This window comes from Hydrogenovibrio sp., from assembly GCF_049975065.1.
GTDB lineage: Bacteria > Pseudomonadota > Gammaproteobacteria > Thiomicrospirales > Thiomicrospiraceae > Hydrogenovibrio.
This window is the reverse complement of the sequence record NZ_JBNGDN010000043.1, coordinates 1-15725: the sequence shown is the minus strand read 5'-3', so window position 1 is coordinate 15725 and position 15725 is coordinate 1. Positions and strand designations below refer to the sequence as shown.

The 15725-nt window shown below is 51.2% G+C and carries 15 protein-coding genes; 8 read left to right on the top strand and 7 right to left on the bottom strand.

The features are described 5' to 3' along the window. The coding region (locus ACP5D0_RS06505) for a ChaN family lipoprotein (protein WP_472364853.1) at window positions 1–653 on the top strand (653 nt) is incomplete at its 5' end. A gap of 8 nt (window positions 654–661) precedes the next feature. Here ACP5D0_RS06505 and ACP5D0_RS06500 read toward each other — a convergent pair. From ACP5D0_RS06500 to ACP5D0_RS06490, 3 genes are all read right to left on the bottom strand, one after another. Continuing rightward, window positions 662–2008 (bottom strand): HipA domain-containing protein, encoded by a 1347-nt coding sequence (locus ACP5D0_RS06500; protein ID WP_472364852.1) that lies wholly within the window; start codon window positions 2006–2008, stop codon window positions 662–664. After that, window positions 2001–2249 (bottom strand): helix-turn-helix domain-containing protein, encoded by a 249-nt coding sequence (locus ACP5D0_RS06495; RefSeq protein ID WP_472364851.1) that lies wholly within the window; start codon window positions 2247–2249, stop codon window positions 2001–2003. Before ACP5D0_RS06495 ends, ACP5D0_RS06500 begins: the two co-directional genes overlap by 8 nt. A gap of 181 nt (window positions 2250–2430) precedes the next feature. Then, window positions 2431–3162, bottom strand: coding sequence for a DUF2202 domain-containing protein (locus ACP5D0_RS06490; RefSeq protein WP_472364850.1), 732 nt, complete (start codon window positions 3160–3162; stop codon window positions 2431–2433). 222 nt (window positions 3163–3384) lie between these two features. On the opposite strand from ACP5D0_RS06490, the gene gyrB reads away from it, so the two are divergent. Both gyrB and ACP5D0_RS06480 read left to right on the top strand, forming a co-directional pair. After that, a complete protein-coding gene (gyrB, locus tag ACP5D0_RS06485; RefSeq protein WP_472364849.1) occupies window positions 3385–5838 on the top strand; it encodes a DNA topoisomerase (ATP-hydrolyzing) subunit B in 2454 nt (817 codons plus the stop codon). Window positions 5839–6004: 166 nt separating this feature from the next. Further along, window positions 6005–6946: a phosphoribulokinase gene (locus ACP5D0_RS06480; protein ID WP_472364848.1), complete on the top strand. Its 942-nt coding sequence runs from the start codon at window positions 6005–6007 to the stop codon at window positions 6944–6946. Window positions 6947–7029: 83 nt separating this feature from the next. Here the strand turns inward: ACP5D0_RS06480 and ACP5D0_RS06475 are convergent, their stop codons facing one another. Next, window positions 7030–8907: a TIGR00341 family protein gene (locus ACP5D0_RS06475; RefSeq protein ID WP_472364847.1), complete on the bottom strand. Its 1878-nt coding sequence runs from the start codon at window positions 8905–8907 to the stop codon at window positions 7030–7032. A 94-nt stretch (window positions 8908–9001) separates the two neighbouring features. Here ACP5D0_RS06475 and ACP5D0_RS06470 point away from each other — a divergent pair, with 94 nt between their 5' ends. The 3 genes from ACP5D0_RS06470 to ACP5D0_RS06460 all read left to right on the top strand — a co-directional run bounded on the left by ACP5D0_RS06470 (window position 9002) and on the right by ACP5D0_RS06460 (window position 11182). After that, window positions 9002–9844 (top strand): MipA/OmpV family protein, encoded by an 843-nt coding sequence (locus ACP5D0_RS06470; protein ID WP_472364846.1) that lies wholly within the window; start codon window positions 9002–9004, stop codon window positions 9842–9844. Continuing rightward, window positions 9845–10192: a COG4648 family protein gene (locus ACP5D0_RS06465; RefSeq protein WP_472364845.1), complete on the top strand. Its 348-nt coding sequence runs from the start codon at window positions 9845–9847 to the stop codon at window positions 10190–10192. A gap of 246 nt (window positions 10193–10438) precedes the next feature. Next, entirely contained in the window at window positions 10439–11182 is a 744-nt protein-coding gene (locus ACP5D0_RS06460) for a complement resistance protein TraT (RefSeq protein ID WP_472364844.1), read from the top strand. Between the two features lie 53 nt (window positions 11183–11235). On the opposite strand, the gene ACP5D0_RS06455 is transcribed toward ACP5D0_RS06460, so the two are convergent. Both ACP5D0_RS06455 and hemF read right to left on the bottom strand, forming a co-directional pair. Next, on the bottom strand, window positions 11236–11625 hold the full coding sequence (locus ACP5D0_RS06455; RefSeq protein WP_472364843.1) for an RNA-binding S4 domain-containing protein: 390 nt from the start codon (window positions 11623–11625) through the stop codon (window positions 11236–11238). 3 nt (window positions 11626–11628) lie between these two features. After that, the gene (gene hemF / locus ACP5D0_RS06450) at window positions 11629–12597 is read right to left on the bottom strand and encodes an oxygen-dependent coproporphyrinogen oxidase (RefSeq protein ID WP_472364842.1); all 969 of its coding nucleotides are present in this window, start codon (window positions 12595–12597) and stop codon (window positions 11629–11631) included. A 257-nt stretch (window positions 12598–12854) separates the two neighbouring features. On the opposite strand from hemF, the gene ACP5D0_RS06445 reads away from it, so the two are divergent. Further along, on the top strand, window positions 12855–13709 hold the full coding sequence (locus tag ACP5D0_RS06445) for a M48 family metallopeptidase (RefSeq protein WP_472364841.1): 855 nt from the start codon (window positions 12855–12857) through the stop codon (window positions 13707–13709). Window positions 13710–13733: 24 nt separating this feature from the next. On the opposite strand, the gene tsaC is transcribed toward ACP5D0_RS06445, so the two are convergent. Further along, window positions 13734–14288, bottom strand: a complete 555-nt coding sequence (gene tsaC / locus ACP5D0_RS06440; RefSeq protein WP_472364840.1) for an L-threonylcarbamoyladenylate synthase type 1 TsaC — start codon at window positions 14286–14288, stop codon at window positions 13734–13736. A gap of 60 nt (window positions 14289–14348) precedes the next feature. Between tsaC and ACP5D0_RS06435 the strand changes: the two genes are divergently transcribed. Next, complete coding sequence (locus ACP5D0_RS06435) at window positions 14349–15494, top strand: polysaccharide deacetylase family protein (protein WP_472364839.1); 1146 nt, start codon at window positions 14349–14351, stop codon at window positions 15492–15494. Window positions 15495–15725: the final 231 nt, after the last annotated feature.

The window sequence follows — 15725 nt, the reverse complement described above, 5'->3', positions numbered from 1 at the left end:
TCATTGAAAACGCCCAGGCCTGGTCAAACTACACCGCCAGCTATCGCCCCATCGTGGAATTCGCCAAACAGCATTTTCTGCCGGTCATCGCCGCCAATGCACCGGCTCAGACGGTACGGTGCCTGGGGCGTCAAGGACAAGACTACCTCGAAAAATTAACGCCCGAAGAAGGTGCCGACATCGCTGACAAGCCATTTTTCAGCGACCCCGCCTACGCGCAAAAGTTTCATGAATTCATGCGTCAGTCCGCGCCCAAAAAAGCGGTCAAGCCCGATGCGGACGACCAAACCGAATCAAACCCCGCCTATCTGGCACAACTGCTACGCGACAACACCATGGCCGAATCCATTCTTCAGGCACACCAACGCTATCCCAAAGCACAAATCCTGCACCTCAACGGTGCCTTTCACAGCGATAACTTTCTCGGCACCGTCGCCGCCCTGAAACATCGTGACCCCAGCCTCAAGATTGCGGTTATCAGCCCAGTCATTGTCGAAAACCCGCAGGCGCCTCATTTCAGCGAAGCGGATTTACAAAAGGGGGATGTGATTTATCTGCTGCAAGCACAGCCCACCGATTACGTCCAAGCCGCCAAGCGCCGCGCCGCCTTCAAAAAAATGTTCAAAAAAGCCGACGCCCAACCCTGCCGCTAACTCTCGCTTCAGGCCTGCAAATCACGCCACGCCTGCGCCACATCTGGCAATACAGCCAGTAAACGCTCCGCCAGCTCGTTAATGATTTGTTTGATTGAATCAAAACGCTGATAGTGATCCACCACATCCACTTGATCAAGCTGTTGCAGCACCGCTTTGGCCACCCGCTCAAACCCGGACACCACCGCCTTGATCGGTAAATCGGCTTCATCCGCCATCAAGGCGATGTCATAGGCTCCGATCTGTTTTAAATCAAACTCATCGCCAATGGCCATCGACAAGGCCGTATCCAACCGGGTGTCTCTCAGACTCAAGCGTTCTTTCATTTGGCCAAAATCCAAAATACACACTTGATCATAAAAGGGCGTCAGACGAATCTTGCTTTTTTTGTCCACAAAAAAACTCAAATTTTTTGCGTGCGCATCCACATTGCCAATGCATAGCTGAAACGCCACCCATTCGATAAACGCTTTGATGTCCAGAATCGGCGCACTGGAAAACCGTCGGATCGCCCCCGCTAACTTAGGGATGGAGGCACCGTCTCGGATGTTGGCCACATCGCCAGTTGCGCCATAAGGTCTTTCCATCTTATGGTTCGGTGGCAGTCCCAATAACTGACAGCCATCAATCACATGACGCTTGGCGTAAAGGCCATTGTTTTGCCACATCCGATCAAAACGCGTCACCAACAAAACTGGTTCCGGCACCGTGACAATCTCGGTTTCGGCGGTGGCCAACCCCACTTTTTGCGACAGCTGCATACAAAACGCTTCGTTGACCACCATGCTTTCAAACTGAGAATGCACTGGCGGTGGTTTTAGAAGATGACTGGTGTGGTTGTTCAAACCATCCGGCAGGAACCATTGGTTTTCCACCACTTTCACGCCGATTTTGTCCTGAAAGCCCGCCACCGATACCCGCACTTTTTGATCCCATACGGCAAAGTTACGGCGCTCTCTCAGTTGCAAACGCTCCGACAGCTCCGTCAAAGGCAAGGGGCGATCGCTCATCTGGTTGGCTGGTTCTAGGTCGGGTGCCAGAATAAACGCACCGGTGGCATCCGCACCAATTTGCTTTAACAGTTCAAATTTTTCGGTTTTAGAGAGGCGCAATGCCCGGACAATCTCTTCCAGATTGAGCCCTTCCGGCAATAGATTCTGAAAAAAACAGGTCACCTCTTCTGACGTAAATTCACCCGTTAACGGCAAATGGGGGGAAAGCACAAACCCACTGCGTTGCCAAGCGCTCTCATAGGCAAAGTCAAACTGAGTGCTGCCAGCATTGGCCAACAAGCGCCCAACCGATTGCGAGCCGTAATAAAGGTTTAAAAAACGGTCGGTCACAGGCTCACTCACAGACAATTTCCAGTTCAATGCCAAAGCCCTGCAGGGCTTTGAACACATTGCCTGCCGAGACCGTGGGCTCGCCTTTTTCAATCCGAATCAAGGTTGTCACCGACACCCCCAATAAATCCGCGGCGTCCTTGATCTTCAAACCATTTGCGGTGCGTTTGTGGCGCACCATCTGACCCAGCTCTGACAGACCAACCGCCTTGAAAGACGGCACCGGGCTTTCAACGACCTGTTTGCCTTTCATTTCTAAAACTCTACTAAAATGGAATGAAAGACCAGTTTAGCCTTGTTTTAAATAAAATTCCACTAAAATAGAATCTTATTAGAAAACCGCTAAAACACCTCTATAACGCCACCATAATGGAACCAGAAATTGCCAGGCCTGGTCAAAACGGAGAGCGAGGGTGTCTGACTGCTCTGTTGACTCAGCGCTCCATATCGGAATTGACAATCCCATCAAAGGCTTCCTGAGTGATGAAAACGGGCGTGTAATCGCCGCCATTTTGCTGCAGGGTTTTGTAAAAGGATCGCAGGTGGTTGCGCGATCCTTTCAACAGATTTTCATAGACAATGCGAATGTCGTCGTTATCCACTTTGGTTAATTCCGCTTCGATATCGCGAATGTCCAGCTCCTCTATTCTCGCCCCAACTTGCAAGGCAGAAATCAAATCCGATGCTTCGTTCACGAAATCATCGTACAGTTGCTGCAAAACGGGGTTTGTAAACACGCCGACCACGGATGGTTGCACCACAGGATCGGTCAAATCATAACGATCCAGCAACACTTTGACACTGTCGGTATGCGTCTGTTCCGCCGCCGCAATATTGGTGAAAATAGCCGTATCATAAAATTCATACAGTTTGGTATACACATCAAACGCCAGTTTTTCCTCTTCACGGGTAAACAGCAATCCATCCCGTTCATCAGCCGACAAGGACGCCAAAGGCACATCGACCAAGTTCTGCTGTAACAAAGCCGCATTCACTTGAGTCACGCCCTCGCCGCTCACTTGTGTGGCATCGCCGTTTGCGTTGCCTGCATCGCCAGTGCCGCCACTGCTGCCACCACTGCTACTACCGCCACAAGCGGATAAGCTCCCAATAGCCAAACCCAGCACCATGGCATAAAACACCTGTTTCAATAATATTAAATTCATCACTCGCTCCTTTGACTGAATCCGTCACACGAAATTCAGGCGATCACCCAGCCCTCATTCACCTTGCCTAATTATTGCGCTCAAAGCTGAAATCAAACTGAAACGCCCCGTAATACGTAACCACTACAAAAAATCGCGTTTTATGTTAAAATTTGTCGGTTAATTTTGCGCCTGCACGCCAAGCGGATGGGCTCTGTCAAAAAATATGAAGATACGCAACCTATGTCCGAAGAAGCTGAAAACCAAGCGGTACCCATGAATTCCCCCGAATACGATTCCTCCTCGATCAAAGTACTCAAAGGGCTGGATGCCGTTCGCAAACGCCCCGGCATGTATATCGGCGACACGGATGACGGCAGCGGCCTGCATCACATGGTGTTTGAAGTAGTCGATAACGGCATTGATGAGGCGCTCGCTGGGCACTGCGACAAGGTCGTGGTCACCATTCACACAGACGGTTCCGTTTCCGTGACCGATAACGGGCGCGGCATTCCGGTCGGCCTTCACGAAGAAGAAGGCGTTTCCGCCGCCGAAGTCATTATGACCGTGCTGCACGCGGGGGGTAAATTCGACGACAACTCCTACAAAGTTTCCGGCGGTCTACACGGGGTGGGGGTATCGGTGGTGAATGCCCTGTCCGAAGAACTGCACCTCACCATCAAACGCGAAGGCCATGTCTGGAAACAGACCTATCGCCACGGTGTGCCGGATGCCCCTTTGGCCGCTGTTTCCGAGACCAGCGAAACCGGCACGGAAATTCGCTTTCTGCCCAGCAAGGAAACCTTCACGCAAACCGAATTCAGCTTTGACTACTTATTGAAGCGTTTACGCGAACTGTCATTCTTGAACTCCGGCGTTCACATCGAACTCATCGACAAACGCGATGATCGCCACGAAGTCTTTAAATTCGAAGGCGGCATCCGTGCCTTTGTGGACTACATCAACACCAATAAAACGCCGATCAACGAAAAAGCCTTTTACTTCACCACCGTGCGCGACGACATTACCGTGGAAGTGGCGATGCAGTGGTCGGAAGCCTATCAAGAAGCCATTTTTTGCTTTACCAATAACATTCCGCAACGCGACGGCGGCACTCACCTGTCCGGTTTTCGTGCCGCTTTGACGCGCACCCTGAACCAGTATGCGGAAAAAGAAGGCCTAACCAAAAAATACAAAATGAGCGTTTCCGGTGACGATGCCCGCGAAGGCTTGGCCGCAGTGATTTCCGTGAAAGTGCCGGACCCAAAATTTTCATCGCAAACCAAAGACAAGCTGGTCTCGTCCGAAGTGAAAACGGCGGTGGAAACGGCCATGAACGAAAAGTTGGCCGAGTATCTAATGGAAAACCCGAAAGACGCGCAATCGGTCTTCGCCAAAATCGTCGATGCCGCCCGTGCCCGTGAAGCGGCGCGTAAAGCCCGTGAAATGACTCGTCGTAAAGGCGCTTTGGACATCGCCGGCCTACCCGGCAAGTTGGCCGATTGTCAGGAAAAAGATCCGGCCAAATCCGAATTGTACCTGGTGGAGGGTGACTCCGCCGGTGGCTCGGCCAAGCAAGGGCGTGATCGCCGCACTCAAGCGATTTTGCCGTTGAAAGGCAAAATCCTCAACGTCGAAAAAGCCCGCTTCGACAAAATGTTGGCCTCCGCTGAAGTCGGCACCTTAATCACTGCTCTCGGCTGCGGCATCGGCCACGAAGAATACAACCCGGACAAGCTGCGTTACCATCGCATCATTATTATGACGGATGCCGACGTGGACGGCTCGCACATCCGCACTTTGCTGTTAACCTTCTTCTATCGTCAAATGCCGGAACTGATCGAACGCGGCTATATCTACATTGCCCAACCGCCCCTTTACAAGGTCAAAAAAGGCAAGCAGGAAGCCTATCTGAAAGACGATGCTGAGCTGGAAAATTACTTGTTACAATCCGCACTGGATGCCGCCGCGCTCTTTTCGTCCAAGGAAACGCCGCCGATTCAAGGCTTGGCGCTGGAAACACTGGCGAAACATTTCCTGCAGACACACCGCATTATTGACCGACTGGCACGGCGTTTTAGCAAAACATTCTTGGAACTGATGTTGGATTTGGCACCGGTCAAGGTCGCCATGCTCAATGATCAGCAAGCTTGCCAGCAATGGATCAACCAAGCGCTGCCACGCTTAAAAGCCATCGGCGAAAGCCAAAAAGTGGAATACCAGTTGCAAGTGGAACCAGCCTTGCAAGGCGAAGCCGCATTTCAAATCCGCTTACAACAGCGCGAGCACGGCACCCTGACATCCCAAATCTATGACGAAGATTTTTTTGGTGCCGCCGAGTACGATAACATGGCCAGAGTGGCGATGGAGCTGGATGGGCTTTTGAGTGACGACGCCTTTATTCAGCGCGGCGAAAAACAGCAAGCCGTGACCCACTTTAAAGAAGCCATGGACTGGTTGCTGGCCGAAGCCAAACGCGGGCAAAGCATTCAGCGTTACAAAGGCCTGGGGGAAATGAACCCGGAACAATTGTGGGAAACCACCATGAACGCCGAAGCCAGACGCCTGTTGCAAGTGACCATTTCCGATGCGGTTCAGGCGGATCAAGTCTTCACCACTTTAATGGGTGACGAAGTGGAACCGAGACGCGCCTTTATTGAGTCTAACGCCCTGCAGGCGGAAAACATCGACGTTTAACCTCGTCATGACTGTCACAAAAGCGTCAACTTTTGGGGTTGGACAAAACGACTGAAATCGTTTTCAATCTCAAGATTGAGCATCAATGGATTTTAAATCAAAAAAATCGGCAAGCCTTTTGCACGATTTACATTACACTTCGGTGTAAACACTATAGGAGACACTTATGTCAGTAGAGCATCCGATTGTTACCGTGACCGGTTCCTCAGGGGCCGGCACCTCATTTGTGAAACGCGCAGTGGAAAAAATTTTTGAGCGCGAAAAACTGAATGTGGCCATTGTGGAAGGCGACAGCTATCACAAATACAACCGTGCCGAAATGAAAGAAAAGGTCGCGGAATCCAAAGCCAACGGCGGACCGGTGCTAACGCACTTTTCCGAAAAAGCCAACGAATTCGCCGAACTCGAAGCCCTTTTCAAGGAATACAAAGAAAGCGCCACCGGCAAACGCCGTTACTACATCCACAATGATGATGAAGCCGCCGAACACAGCGCGCGCTTGGGTCAAACCTTCCAATCCGGTGAGTTCACCCCTTGGGAACCGATTCCGGAAGGCACCGACATTTTGTTTTACGAAGGCCTGCACGGCATGGTCAAGCGCATGGATCACGGTCCGGAAGAAGGCATGCACAATGTGGCGCAATATGTTGATCTGGGCATCGGTGTCGCACCGTCCATCAACATCGAATGGATGCAGAAAATCTACCGCGATACCTCGGAACGCCCTTATTCCGTTGAACAGGTGCGTGACATTATTCTGGAGCGTATGCCGGATTACATCGAAACCATTGTGCCGCAATTTCACCGTACCCACATTAACTTCCACCGTGTGCCCTTGATCGACACCTCAGATCCGTTTTCAACCATTTCACCCGATGCGCCCATGGGGCCGGCACCGGAAGATTCCCTGATTATCTGCCACGTGCGTCATCAGGACATTGATCTGGATGCCATTAAGGATAAAATCCCCGGTGCCTTCCTGCAAAACGACAACACTCTGGTGTGCAACGGTTCGCACATGGTGCAAGCCATGGATTTAATGATGTCGCCGATTATTCACAACCTGATTGAGAAAAAGCGCGCCGCAATGGCCAAGCTGAACGGCTAAAACGCACGTTTCATCCATAAAAAAACCTGCTTCGGCAGGTTTTTTTATGGCTCGTTTATGGATCAAATGCGGTTTGGCTAACCTTACTTTAACACCGCCGTCACCGCTTCCAACTGAATCGGGCGGCCTAAGCGGGCTTCAATTTCACGTTTCACGGCTTCAATTTGCGCATCCTGCAAAGAACGATCCGACACCAGTTTTGCCGACACCAGCATGGGTTCACCACTGCGAATATTCACATCCTTTAAGACAATCCCTGCCATCTGAAAGCCTTTCAGCGCCGATGCCAAGCGTTGCTCCTGCACCAGACTGCTGAACGCAAATACCAAAGGCACGCTCACCATCGCCACAAACGCCAAAGATAACAGCAGCCCCTTTTTCGCCAGCCCAAAAGGACTGAACCCGAGAAACAGAAAGGTCGCCGCGGCGGCCAGCACGATACCCGCCAAGTTGGTCAAGAACAACAGAAACGCGCCCCAGAACACCGGCCAGTCCCACCAGCCAATGCCAATCGACGACACCGCCAGCGGTGGCACCAAGGCCACGGCGATGGCGACCCCGGCCAAACTTTTTGCCACTTCGGAACGCGCACTGGCATAGGCTGCGGCTATGCCTGAAATAATCGCCACCCCTAAATCCAACAAGGTCGGACTGAGCCGAGCGCTGATTTCAGAATTCACGCTGCTCAACGGCGTGATCAGGGTAAACAATGTGCCGAATATCAACGCCAAAAGCACGCCGATGCCCAGTGTTTTCGCACTGTCGGTCACCAGATCGACATTCTGGCGCAACACCCCCATTGACAAAGAAATTATCGGCGACATCAGCGGTGCCAAAATCATCGCCCCGATAATCACCGGTGCCGAATTGGCAAACAACCCCACTGTAGCCAACAACGTCGCTAACACCATTAACACCATGTAGGCTTCCGAGGCCTGGGCGTTTTCGCGCAAGGTCACAAAAACCTCTTTCACTTCATCCTGATCGGCATGGTGAATCAGTGGCAAAGGTCGGTTTACCAGGGCTTTGACTGCTTCACCTTTCGGCAGTTTCGCAACCCGAACCGATTCTTTGATATTGTTATCCGGGCTTTTTTCCGGCAAATGAGGACTCAACAGCTTGAGCGCATTGGACTGTACTTCGACTAAAACTTCCTGTGCTTTGTAATATTGACCATCAATACTGAAATCCAGTTCACCGGAACCGGACAACAATAAACGTTCGGTTTTAATATGACCGACATAATTCGGCAAAACACCCTTAGCTTCGACTTTTTTCGGCAACACCTTGGTCAACAGGAAACGTAACACCTCCGAAAGGCTGCGCGGTGCGAGAATGACCGCATTCAGCGTGGCTTCGTCCAACTGCGTTTCCCCCACCACCCGCTTGGTGAATTCACTGGCACTGGGTCGATACACCACCGTAATCCCCAAAGCCGCCGTATTGACCTTGCTGTCTTTAGCGGTCACCATTTTGTAGGGTAGCAGGCACATTTTGCTCAGGCTTAAAATCAGCATGAGCACATTTTTGAGTTTACACCAAAGGTTTTCATCCACCATGGCCGCCGGTTTCATCATATCTGGATTGCCCAGCATCACCGAGCTTAACACCAGCTGCTGATTACACACCATCAAATCCGCCATCACCGGTTTTTCGACTGATGCAATCGCTTCGATGGCCTCAGTAGGGTTTTTCGGAATCGCAAAACTGCGATGAATGCGGTTCATATCCGAATGCGGAATAAAACCGACGACCCATTCCAACCGAGACGCCAGGGGCAGCAGTTCGTATAAACGATCATCGCTTAACCAAAAAAGCACCGGACATTCCGGAGCGTAATCATCCAGTCGTTGACCGTCATAGGCGAGGAACTCGCAATCCTCCCAAGGCAATAAGGGTTTAATTTCGGATTCAAACGCTTCCGCCTGTTCCGCGTCATACAAAATAACAAATCGACTCACTGACAATCCTTGATCACAAAATTTTGTGAAACCATCCGGTTAAGGGCATAATAATGGCATGAATCCTGCCAATCATTTTGCCCGATCTTTACGAATGAAATCTTATCCTATTTTACTCGCCCTCTGTGTCCATTCGTTGTCACAAAATGCCTTGGCCGAACCACTGGAGCAGACCTTACCGAAATGGGAAATCGGCATTGGCCCCGGCTTTCTCAGCTACCCTGACTACCCCGGTTCCAAAGAACAAAACAATCTGCTGGTTCCCTTCCCCTACATCACCTACCGCAGCGATGCCTTCACCATCGACCAACGAGAAATCAAAAAACCACTGTACGAATACCGCAACCTAGAATTCGACCTGAGCATTGCCGGCACCATTCCCGTGTCCAGCAAAGACAACCAAGCGCGTGACGGCATGGACGATCTGGACGCCTCCATCGGCATCGGACCGGAAATCAAAGCCCGTCTGTATCGCAACGACCTGAATGAATTTAAATTTGAATGGCCGGTGCGCTGGGTGCTGGCATCCGATTTACGTTCCATTCATGAAGAAGGCTTTGTGACCTCACCTGGGTTTTATTACTACTTTCGGCAAGGCTTCACCCAACGCAAACGCCTTAAAATCACTCTAGGCACCCGGGCTGATTTTGCCACCGCCCGCAATAACAACTATTTTTACGGCGTGGACGAAGCCTACGCCACCGCCGACCGCCCAGCTTACAAAGCCAGCGGCGGTTTTGCAGGCATGGCCTATATTGTCAGCCTGAACTGGCATATCGGCGATTTCTGGCTCGGCGGTTTTTACCGCCTGCGCGACCTGTCAGGCAGTGTTTACGAAGACAGTCCACTCATGGAAACCACCCGCGCCGAAACCTACGGCTTTGCCATCACTTGGAACTTCTATCAATCCGACACCACCGTTCAGGGGCTGGAATAAATGAAACCCTTACTGTTCCCAGCCGCGATCATTATCACGGTGCTCAGCCTGTTACTGTTTGCCGACGGCTGGTTACTCACCCTTGTGCAAACCGTATCCATTCTGCTGTTTCTATTTATCTACGGTCTGTTCCTTCACAGCCTGCGCCCCGGCCAGACCCCGTTGATTACCCGCTACGCCATTCTAATGGACGCGGAACTGACGCCACGCGACCTAGGTTACACCCATGGCGTCACCTGGGCCTGGGTCATCTTACTCAGCGTGATTCTGCTCAGCAAGCTCTGGGACGGCTTGTTCGGTGGTCGCTGGGTGCTACTCGGGCATAGAAAAGCCCTGCTGGTCTCTTAGGTTATAAATAGCGGTTCGTAACCTAAGTCCATCAACTAGTAAATTTATTTAAAAAATTAATTATCCAGAGCCGAAAATATCTTGCCAACGTTAAAAAAAATAAATACCATATTTGTCGTAAAGAATTTTTTACGTTTAAACATATTTTTACATCGCTAGCTTCCTTGAATTCAAGGACTATTGAAAATTCTTTATTCATTAAACAAATCAGAAATTAATATTCAGGTTCTATTGGAGAAACAAATAGTGAAAAAAATTATGATGCGGACATCAGTGCTTTTGTCTTTTTTTATTTTTCTGCAAATAACCGGTTGTGCAAGTGTAAGTACGGCCATCGATAAGAGAAATTTAGATGTTCAAACAAAAATGAGTGATACTATTTTTTTAGAGCCTGTAAGCTCTGAAAAAAAGACCGTTTATTTTGACTTGAGAAGCACAGCTGATAAAAATATCAACCTTGATAATATGCGCAAAAAAATCAAACAAAATCTTCAAAATAAAGGTTACACCATCGTAACCAATATTGATCAAGCAAACTTTCTTGTTCAAGAAAATATTTTATCCGTAGCTGAAACAACAGAAAAAGATGCCTACAGTGCTATTCAGTCTGGGTTTGGTGGCGCAGTGACCGGTGCCCTAGCCGGTGTTGCAATAAACAACACTGGGAAGAGTGCTGCTTATGGTGGACTTATCGGTGCTGCTGTTGGAGTCGCCGCTGATGCTATGGTTGACGATGTTTACTACAACATGATCACTGATCTTCAAATCAAACAACGACTCCCAGATGGGCAAAAAGTTGAATATACACACAATGCTGATGCCAAAAGTGGATCTTCGTCCAATATGCAACAAACTCGTAAAGGCACTTCTGATTGGATTACTTACAGAACACGAATTGTTTCAGTTGCCAACCAAGTTAACCTCGAATTTGAAGAAGCGCAAAAAGAGTTAGAAGATAAGTTAATTATGACAACTTCAGGTGTTTTTTAACTTCGATTCTAGCATAGGCAAAGCAACCCTAAACGCTTTTGGTCGATGAAAATTTACCCCTCACCCAATGCCAGGCGTTCGATCTGACGACGGTCACGTTTGGTCGGCCGTCCTTTCCCTTTTTCGCGATACCCCGCCAGCGCCATACCCGCCGGTGGGGTTTTCTGATTCAACTGTTCCCCATCCAAACGGTAAAGGGTTTCCGCCACTTCAGCGGAGCCACGCTTGTCCGACACCTGCAACACCGTCACCTCGACTTTACGATGCGGTTGGGTGATTTTCAGAACATCCCCTTCGGTCACGGTTTTGCTGGGTTTGGGCTTATGGCCATTCAACTCCACTTTGCCGCCCTTAACCGCATCCAGCGCCACCCCGCGGGTTTTAAAAAAACGCGCCGCCCACAGCCACTTATCGACTCGAACTTTTGCAGGGGTTTGCGCCATGGCTTATCCTTGCCTTTCCGCCAGCCAGTCGCGCGGTGTCAGATAATCATACAACGCCGCTTCTTCCGACCCCGGCTCGGGATGATAATTGTATTTCCAGGTCGCCAGCGGCGGCATGGACATCAAAATCGACTCGGTGCGTCCGCCCGTTTGCAACCCAAAGATGGTGCCGCGATCAAACGCCAGATTGAACTCGGCATAGCGTCCACGACGGTAGAGCTGAAAATCGCGCTGACGTTCGCCGTATTCCATGGCCTTGCGACGCGCGACAATCGGACGATAGGCCTGGATGTAGTGGTTGCCGACCGACTGCATAAACTGAAAACAGGTGGCAAAATCCCAACCGTAAGGCTGTTCATTCAAATCATCGTAAAACAGCCCGCCCACCCCGCGCGTTTCATTTCGGTGCTTTAAAAAGAAATAATCATCACACCAATCTTTGTAGGTTTGATAAACCGCTTGCCCAAATGGATCACAGGCGGCCTTGGACTGCAGGTGCCAGTGTTGGACATCGGCCTCAAAAGGATAATAAGGCGTGAGATCAAACCCGCCGCCAAACCACCAAACCGGTGCTTCACCCTCTTTCTCCGCCACAAACAGCCGTACATTGGCGTGAGACGTCGGCACATAGGGATTGCGCGGATGGATCACCAGCGACACCCCCAGCGCCTGAAATGAACGACCTGCCAATTCCGGGCGATGCGCGGTGGCCGAGGCGGGCAACGCCTTGCCACGTACATGGGAAAAATTCACCCCGCCTTTTTCGATGACATCGCCACCTTCCAGCACCCGGCTGATGCCGCCGCCGCTCAACCCCATCGCCCCCGTATCCGGCTCCCGATCCCATTGATCAACAATAAACGCTTTCGAACCGTCTTCTTCCGCCAGTTGCCGAGAAATGTCATCCTGAAGGCTGAGCAGGTAGGTTTTAACGGCGTCAATATCGATTGGTGTCTGAACAACTTCGGACATGGCTTTTCCTTATTGGGTCTGGTTGGGTCTGGGTTAAAATTCGTTTGAGCGATTATTTTAACACGATCATCATGGACTCGCCTATTGAGCTTCGCACTCAAGATTGATAAACGCTGGCGCAACGGCCGCTCCGCGACAGCGTTTACAATTCAGTAGAAAAACTCAAGCGCATTTTTTAAAATAACGATTTATCAACAACGATTTATCAACCGTTGACCTTTCACTCACTCCGAGTCGCCTTAACCACAGGAATTCTTATGATTCGCACCCTTGCCAATCGCACGCTTTGGACACCGTCACTCATCGCTTTATTGAGCGTCTCGCTGATGGCCGGTTGCAGCGCCCCGACCACCAAAAAAGGCAATGTGGGCGTAGATCGCTCGCAAATGTTACTGGTTTCCCAATCCGAAATGCAAACCGGCGCCGATAAGGCCTATGCCGAAATTCTCGCCGAAGCCAAACAAAACCATACCCTCAACACCGACCCAAAAGAACTCAAGCGATTGCGCACCATTGCCAATCGCCTGATTCCGCAAACCAAAATCTATCGAGAAGACGCCCCCGACTGGGACTGGCAAGTCAATCTGCTGAAGTCCGATCAGCTGAACGCTTGGTGTATGCCGGGCGGTAAAATCGCGTTTTACACCGGCATCATCGACACCTTGCACCTGACCGATGACGAGATTGCGGCGATCATGGGGCATGAAATTGCTCATGCGTTACGCGAGCATGGGCGTGAACGTGCCTCGCAAGCCATGGTGGGGCAAGTCGGCCTAACGGCGCTGAGTATTGTCACCGGCCTGAAAGGCGCGGCATTGGATGTCAGCAGTCTGGTGATGCAAACCACCTTTCTGCTGCCCAACAGCCGCACCCATGAAACCGAAGCGGATCGCATGGGGGTCGAACTGGCCGCCCTGGCCGGTTACGATCCTTACGCCGCCATTTCGGTGTGGGAAAAAATGTCCAAAATTGCCAAAAATGCGCCGCCGGAATTTCTCAGCACCCACCCATCAAATGAAACTCGCATTGAAGACCTAAAAAAATACGCCGCCAAGGTGGAGCCGCTCTATCTGCAAGCGAAGCAAAAACTCGCCGAGCAAAATAAATCGTAACGCGGGTCATCGCTTGAAGCGGCCTCAACGCAAACGCTGACCGGTCTGCGCATCCCAAATCTGTGACGGCGTTTGCGCACCGCTGAGGCGACCCTGCAAAACAGGCACCTCGGGAAAAGCGCTCAGACAATCGGCTTGCGATCGAATCGGCTCCTCACCGCTCACATTCGCGCTGGTGGAAACCAAGGGTTGCGCCAGCGCCGCACACAGCGCTTGCACCTCAGGGTGTGCGGTCACCCGCACCGCTAACGTATTGCGTCCTCCGGTTACCCAAGGCGGCACCCCCGGTTTGGCGGGTAACACCCATGTCGTTGGCTGAGATGTCTCCCAGCTTTGCAAAACGCCTTGCGACCAGGGTTGATCCCATAAATCCACCAGGTCAGCCACCTGCTCTACCGCCCCAGCAATCAAAATCACACCTTTCGCCAGCGGTCGCTGCTTCAAAGCCAGCAGCTGCTGAAACGCGGACGCATTAAACGGGTCACAACCCAAGCCATAAACCGCTTCGGTCGGATAGGCCAACACCCCACCTTGGCGCACCCAGTCCGCCGCCTGTGCGGTATTCAGTTGTTTTTTCATGCTGCCATCACCTCTATTCTTATGCTGACATTTTAGCAAAGGTCGCATTATGGTACAGTGATGCTTGTTCAAATGGGCGCAGAGGTATCCACCATGCCGACAATTCGTCCAAAACGGCTCCAACCTTTCACCAATCGTATGATTGCAATGGCGCTGGCGCTGAGTTTTTTCGGCGTCATCGGCTACAGCCTTTGGCCCGCACACCAAACCGCACAATCCGCCACACAGTCGGCAGCGGCCAGAGACAACAGTGCCGTGATTTTAATGTATCACCACTTTGGCAAGGACAGCGTGCCCAGCACCAATATCCGTCTGGCGCAATTTGATGCCCAACTCGACTATCTGGCCGCAAACGATTTCCATATTTGGTCGCTGTCTCGGCTGGTGATCGCCTTTCAAAACCAGAGACCAATTCCCGACAAAACCGTGGTGTTTACCGTGGACGATGCTTGGATCAGCGTTTATCAACACGCTATTCCCCGTTTCAAAGCGCGCGGCTGGCCGGTCACCATTTTTGTCAACAGCGACGCCATCGACAAAGGCTACACCTCCAATATGACGTGGGCACAGATGCGCGAAGTGCAGGGTGACGGCATTGAATTTGCCAATCACTCACGCTCACATGACCGACTGATTCGCCGAGTCGGCGAATCTTACCAGGCCTGGCAAAAGCGTGTCCTGGATGAAATCCAACAAGGGCAACAACGCCTAAAAGACGAGTTGGGGGCGGACACCAATCACACCAAACTGTTTTCCTATCCCTTTGGTGATTACTCCACCGAACTGGCCGATCGGGTGCGCGAACTCGGCTATGTCGGCATCGCCCAAAACTCCGGCGCGGTCAATCGCCACTCCGATTTACGCGCCCTGATGCGCTTCCCAATGAGCGAAGCCTATGCCGACTTGGACAGTTTCAAACAGAAAGTCAATGCCCTTGCCCTACCCGTGCTTCACGTGGAACCTTTCGACCCAGTGGTTCGCGACAACCCGCCACACCTGAAACTGACTTTCGCTCGACCGCCGGGCCCTCAGCTTCAGTGCTTTAACCCCAAGGGAGAAGTCTTGCAGCAGCGGTGGCTGAGTGACACCACAGTGGAAATCAGGAGCGAAACACCGCTGGCCGCCCCCCGCAGTCGCTACGCCTGCACCCAACCAACTTCGGAAGGCCGTTGGCGCTGGTTTAGCCACAGCTGGGTTTTGCAATAGTCCACCATAGGCCAGCATGAATCACCCCGAGAATGCAACAAGTGTGAAATCAAACGTTCACACAAAAAACTACGCAACATTTACTCAAACACACATCGAATTCCGGTAAAATGTTCTCTATTCAATAAGAGACCCATGCACCGAGTCACAAATGCCGGACTCATGCGACACTTCATGTCGCAGCAAGTGGGCAAAAAATTTTCAATGTTGCGCACACCGATTACAATCGTC

Excerpts from the sequence above, each read along its gene's own strand:
- hemF (WP_472364842.1), bottom strand. The coding sequence starts at position 12,597 with ATGTCCGAAGTTGTTCAGACACCAATCGATATTGACGCCGTTAAAACC.
- ACP5D0_RS06455 (WP_472364843.1), bottom strand. The coding sequence starts at position 11,625 with ATGGCGCAAACCCCTGCAAAAGTTCGAGTCGATAAGTGGCTGTGGGCG.
- gyrB (WP_472364849.1), top strand. The coding sequence starts at position 3,385 with ATGTCCGAAGAAGCTGAAAACCAAGCGGTACCCATGAATTCCCCCGAA.
- ACP5D0_RS06435 (WP_472364839.1), top strand. The coding sequence starts at position 14,349 with ATGCTTGTTCAAATGGGCGCAGAGGTATCCACCATGCCGACAATTCGT.
- ACP5D0_RS06490 (WP_472364850.1), bottom strand. The coding sequence starts at position 3,162 with ATGAATTTAATATTATTGAAACAGGTGTTTTATGCCATGGTGCTGGGT.
- tsaC (WP_472364840.1), bottom strand. The coding sequence starts at position 14,288 with ATGAAAAAACAACTGAATACCGCACAGGCGGCGGACTGGGTGCGCCAA.
- ACP5D0_RS06445 (WP_472364841.1), top strand. The coding sequence starts at position 12,855 with ATGATTCGCACCCTTGCCAATCGCACGCTTTGGACACCGTCACTCATC.
- ACP5D0_RS06480 (WP_472364848.1), top strand. The coding sequence starts at position 6,005 with ATGTCAGTAGAGCATCCGATTGTTACCGTGACCGGTTCCTCAGGGGCC.
- ACP5D0_RS06465 (WP_472364845.1), top strand. The coding sequence starts at position 9,845 with ATGAAACCCTTACTGTTCCCAGCCGCGATCATTATCACGGTGCTCAGC.
- ACP5D0_RS06470 (WP_472364846.1), top strand. The coding sequence starts at position 9,002 with ATGAAATCTTATCCTATTTTACTCGCCCTCTGTGTCCATTCGTTGTCA.
- ACP5D0_RS06495 (WP_472364851.1), bottom strand. The coding sequence starts at position 2,249 with ATGAAAGGCAAACAGGTCGTTGAAAGCCCGGTGCCGTCTTTCAAGGCG.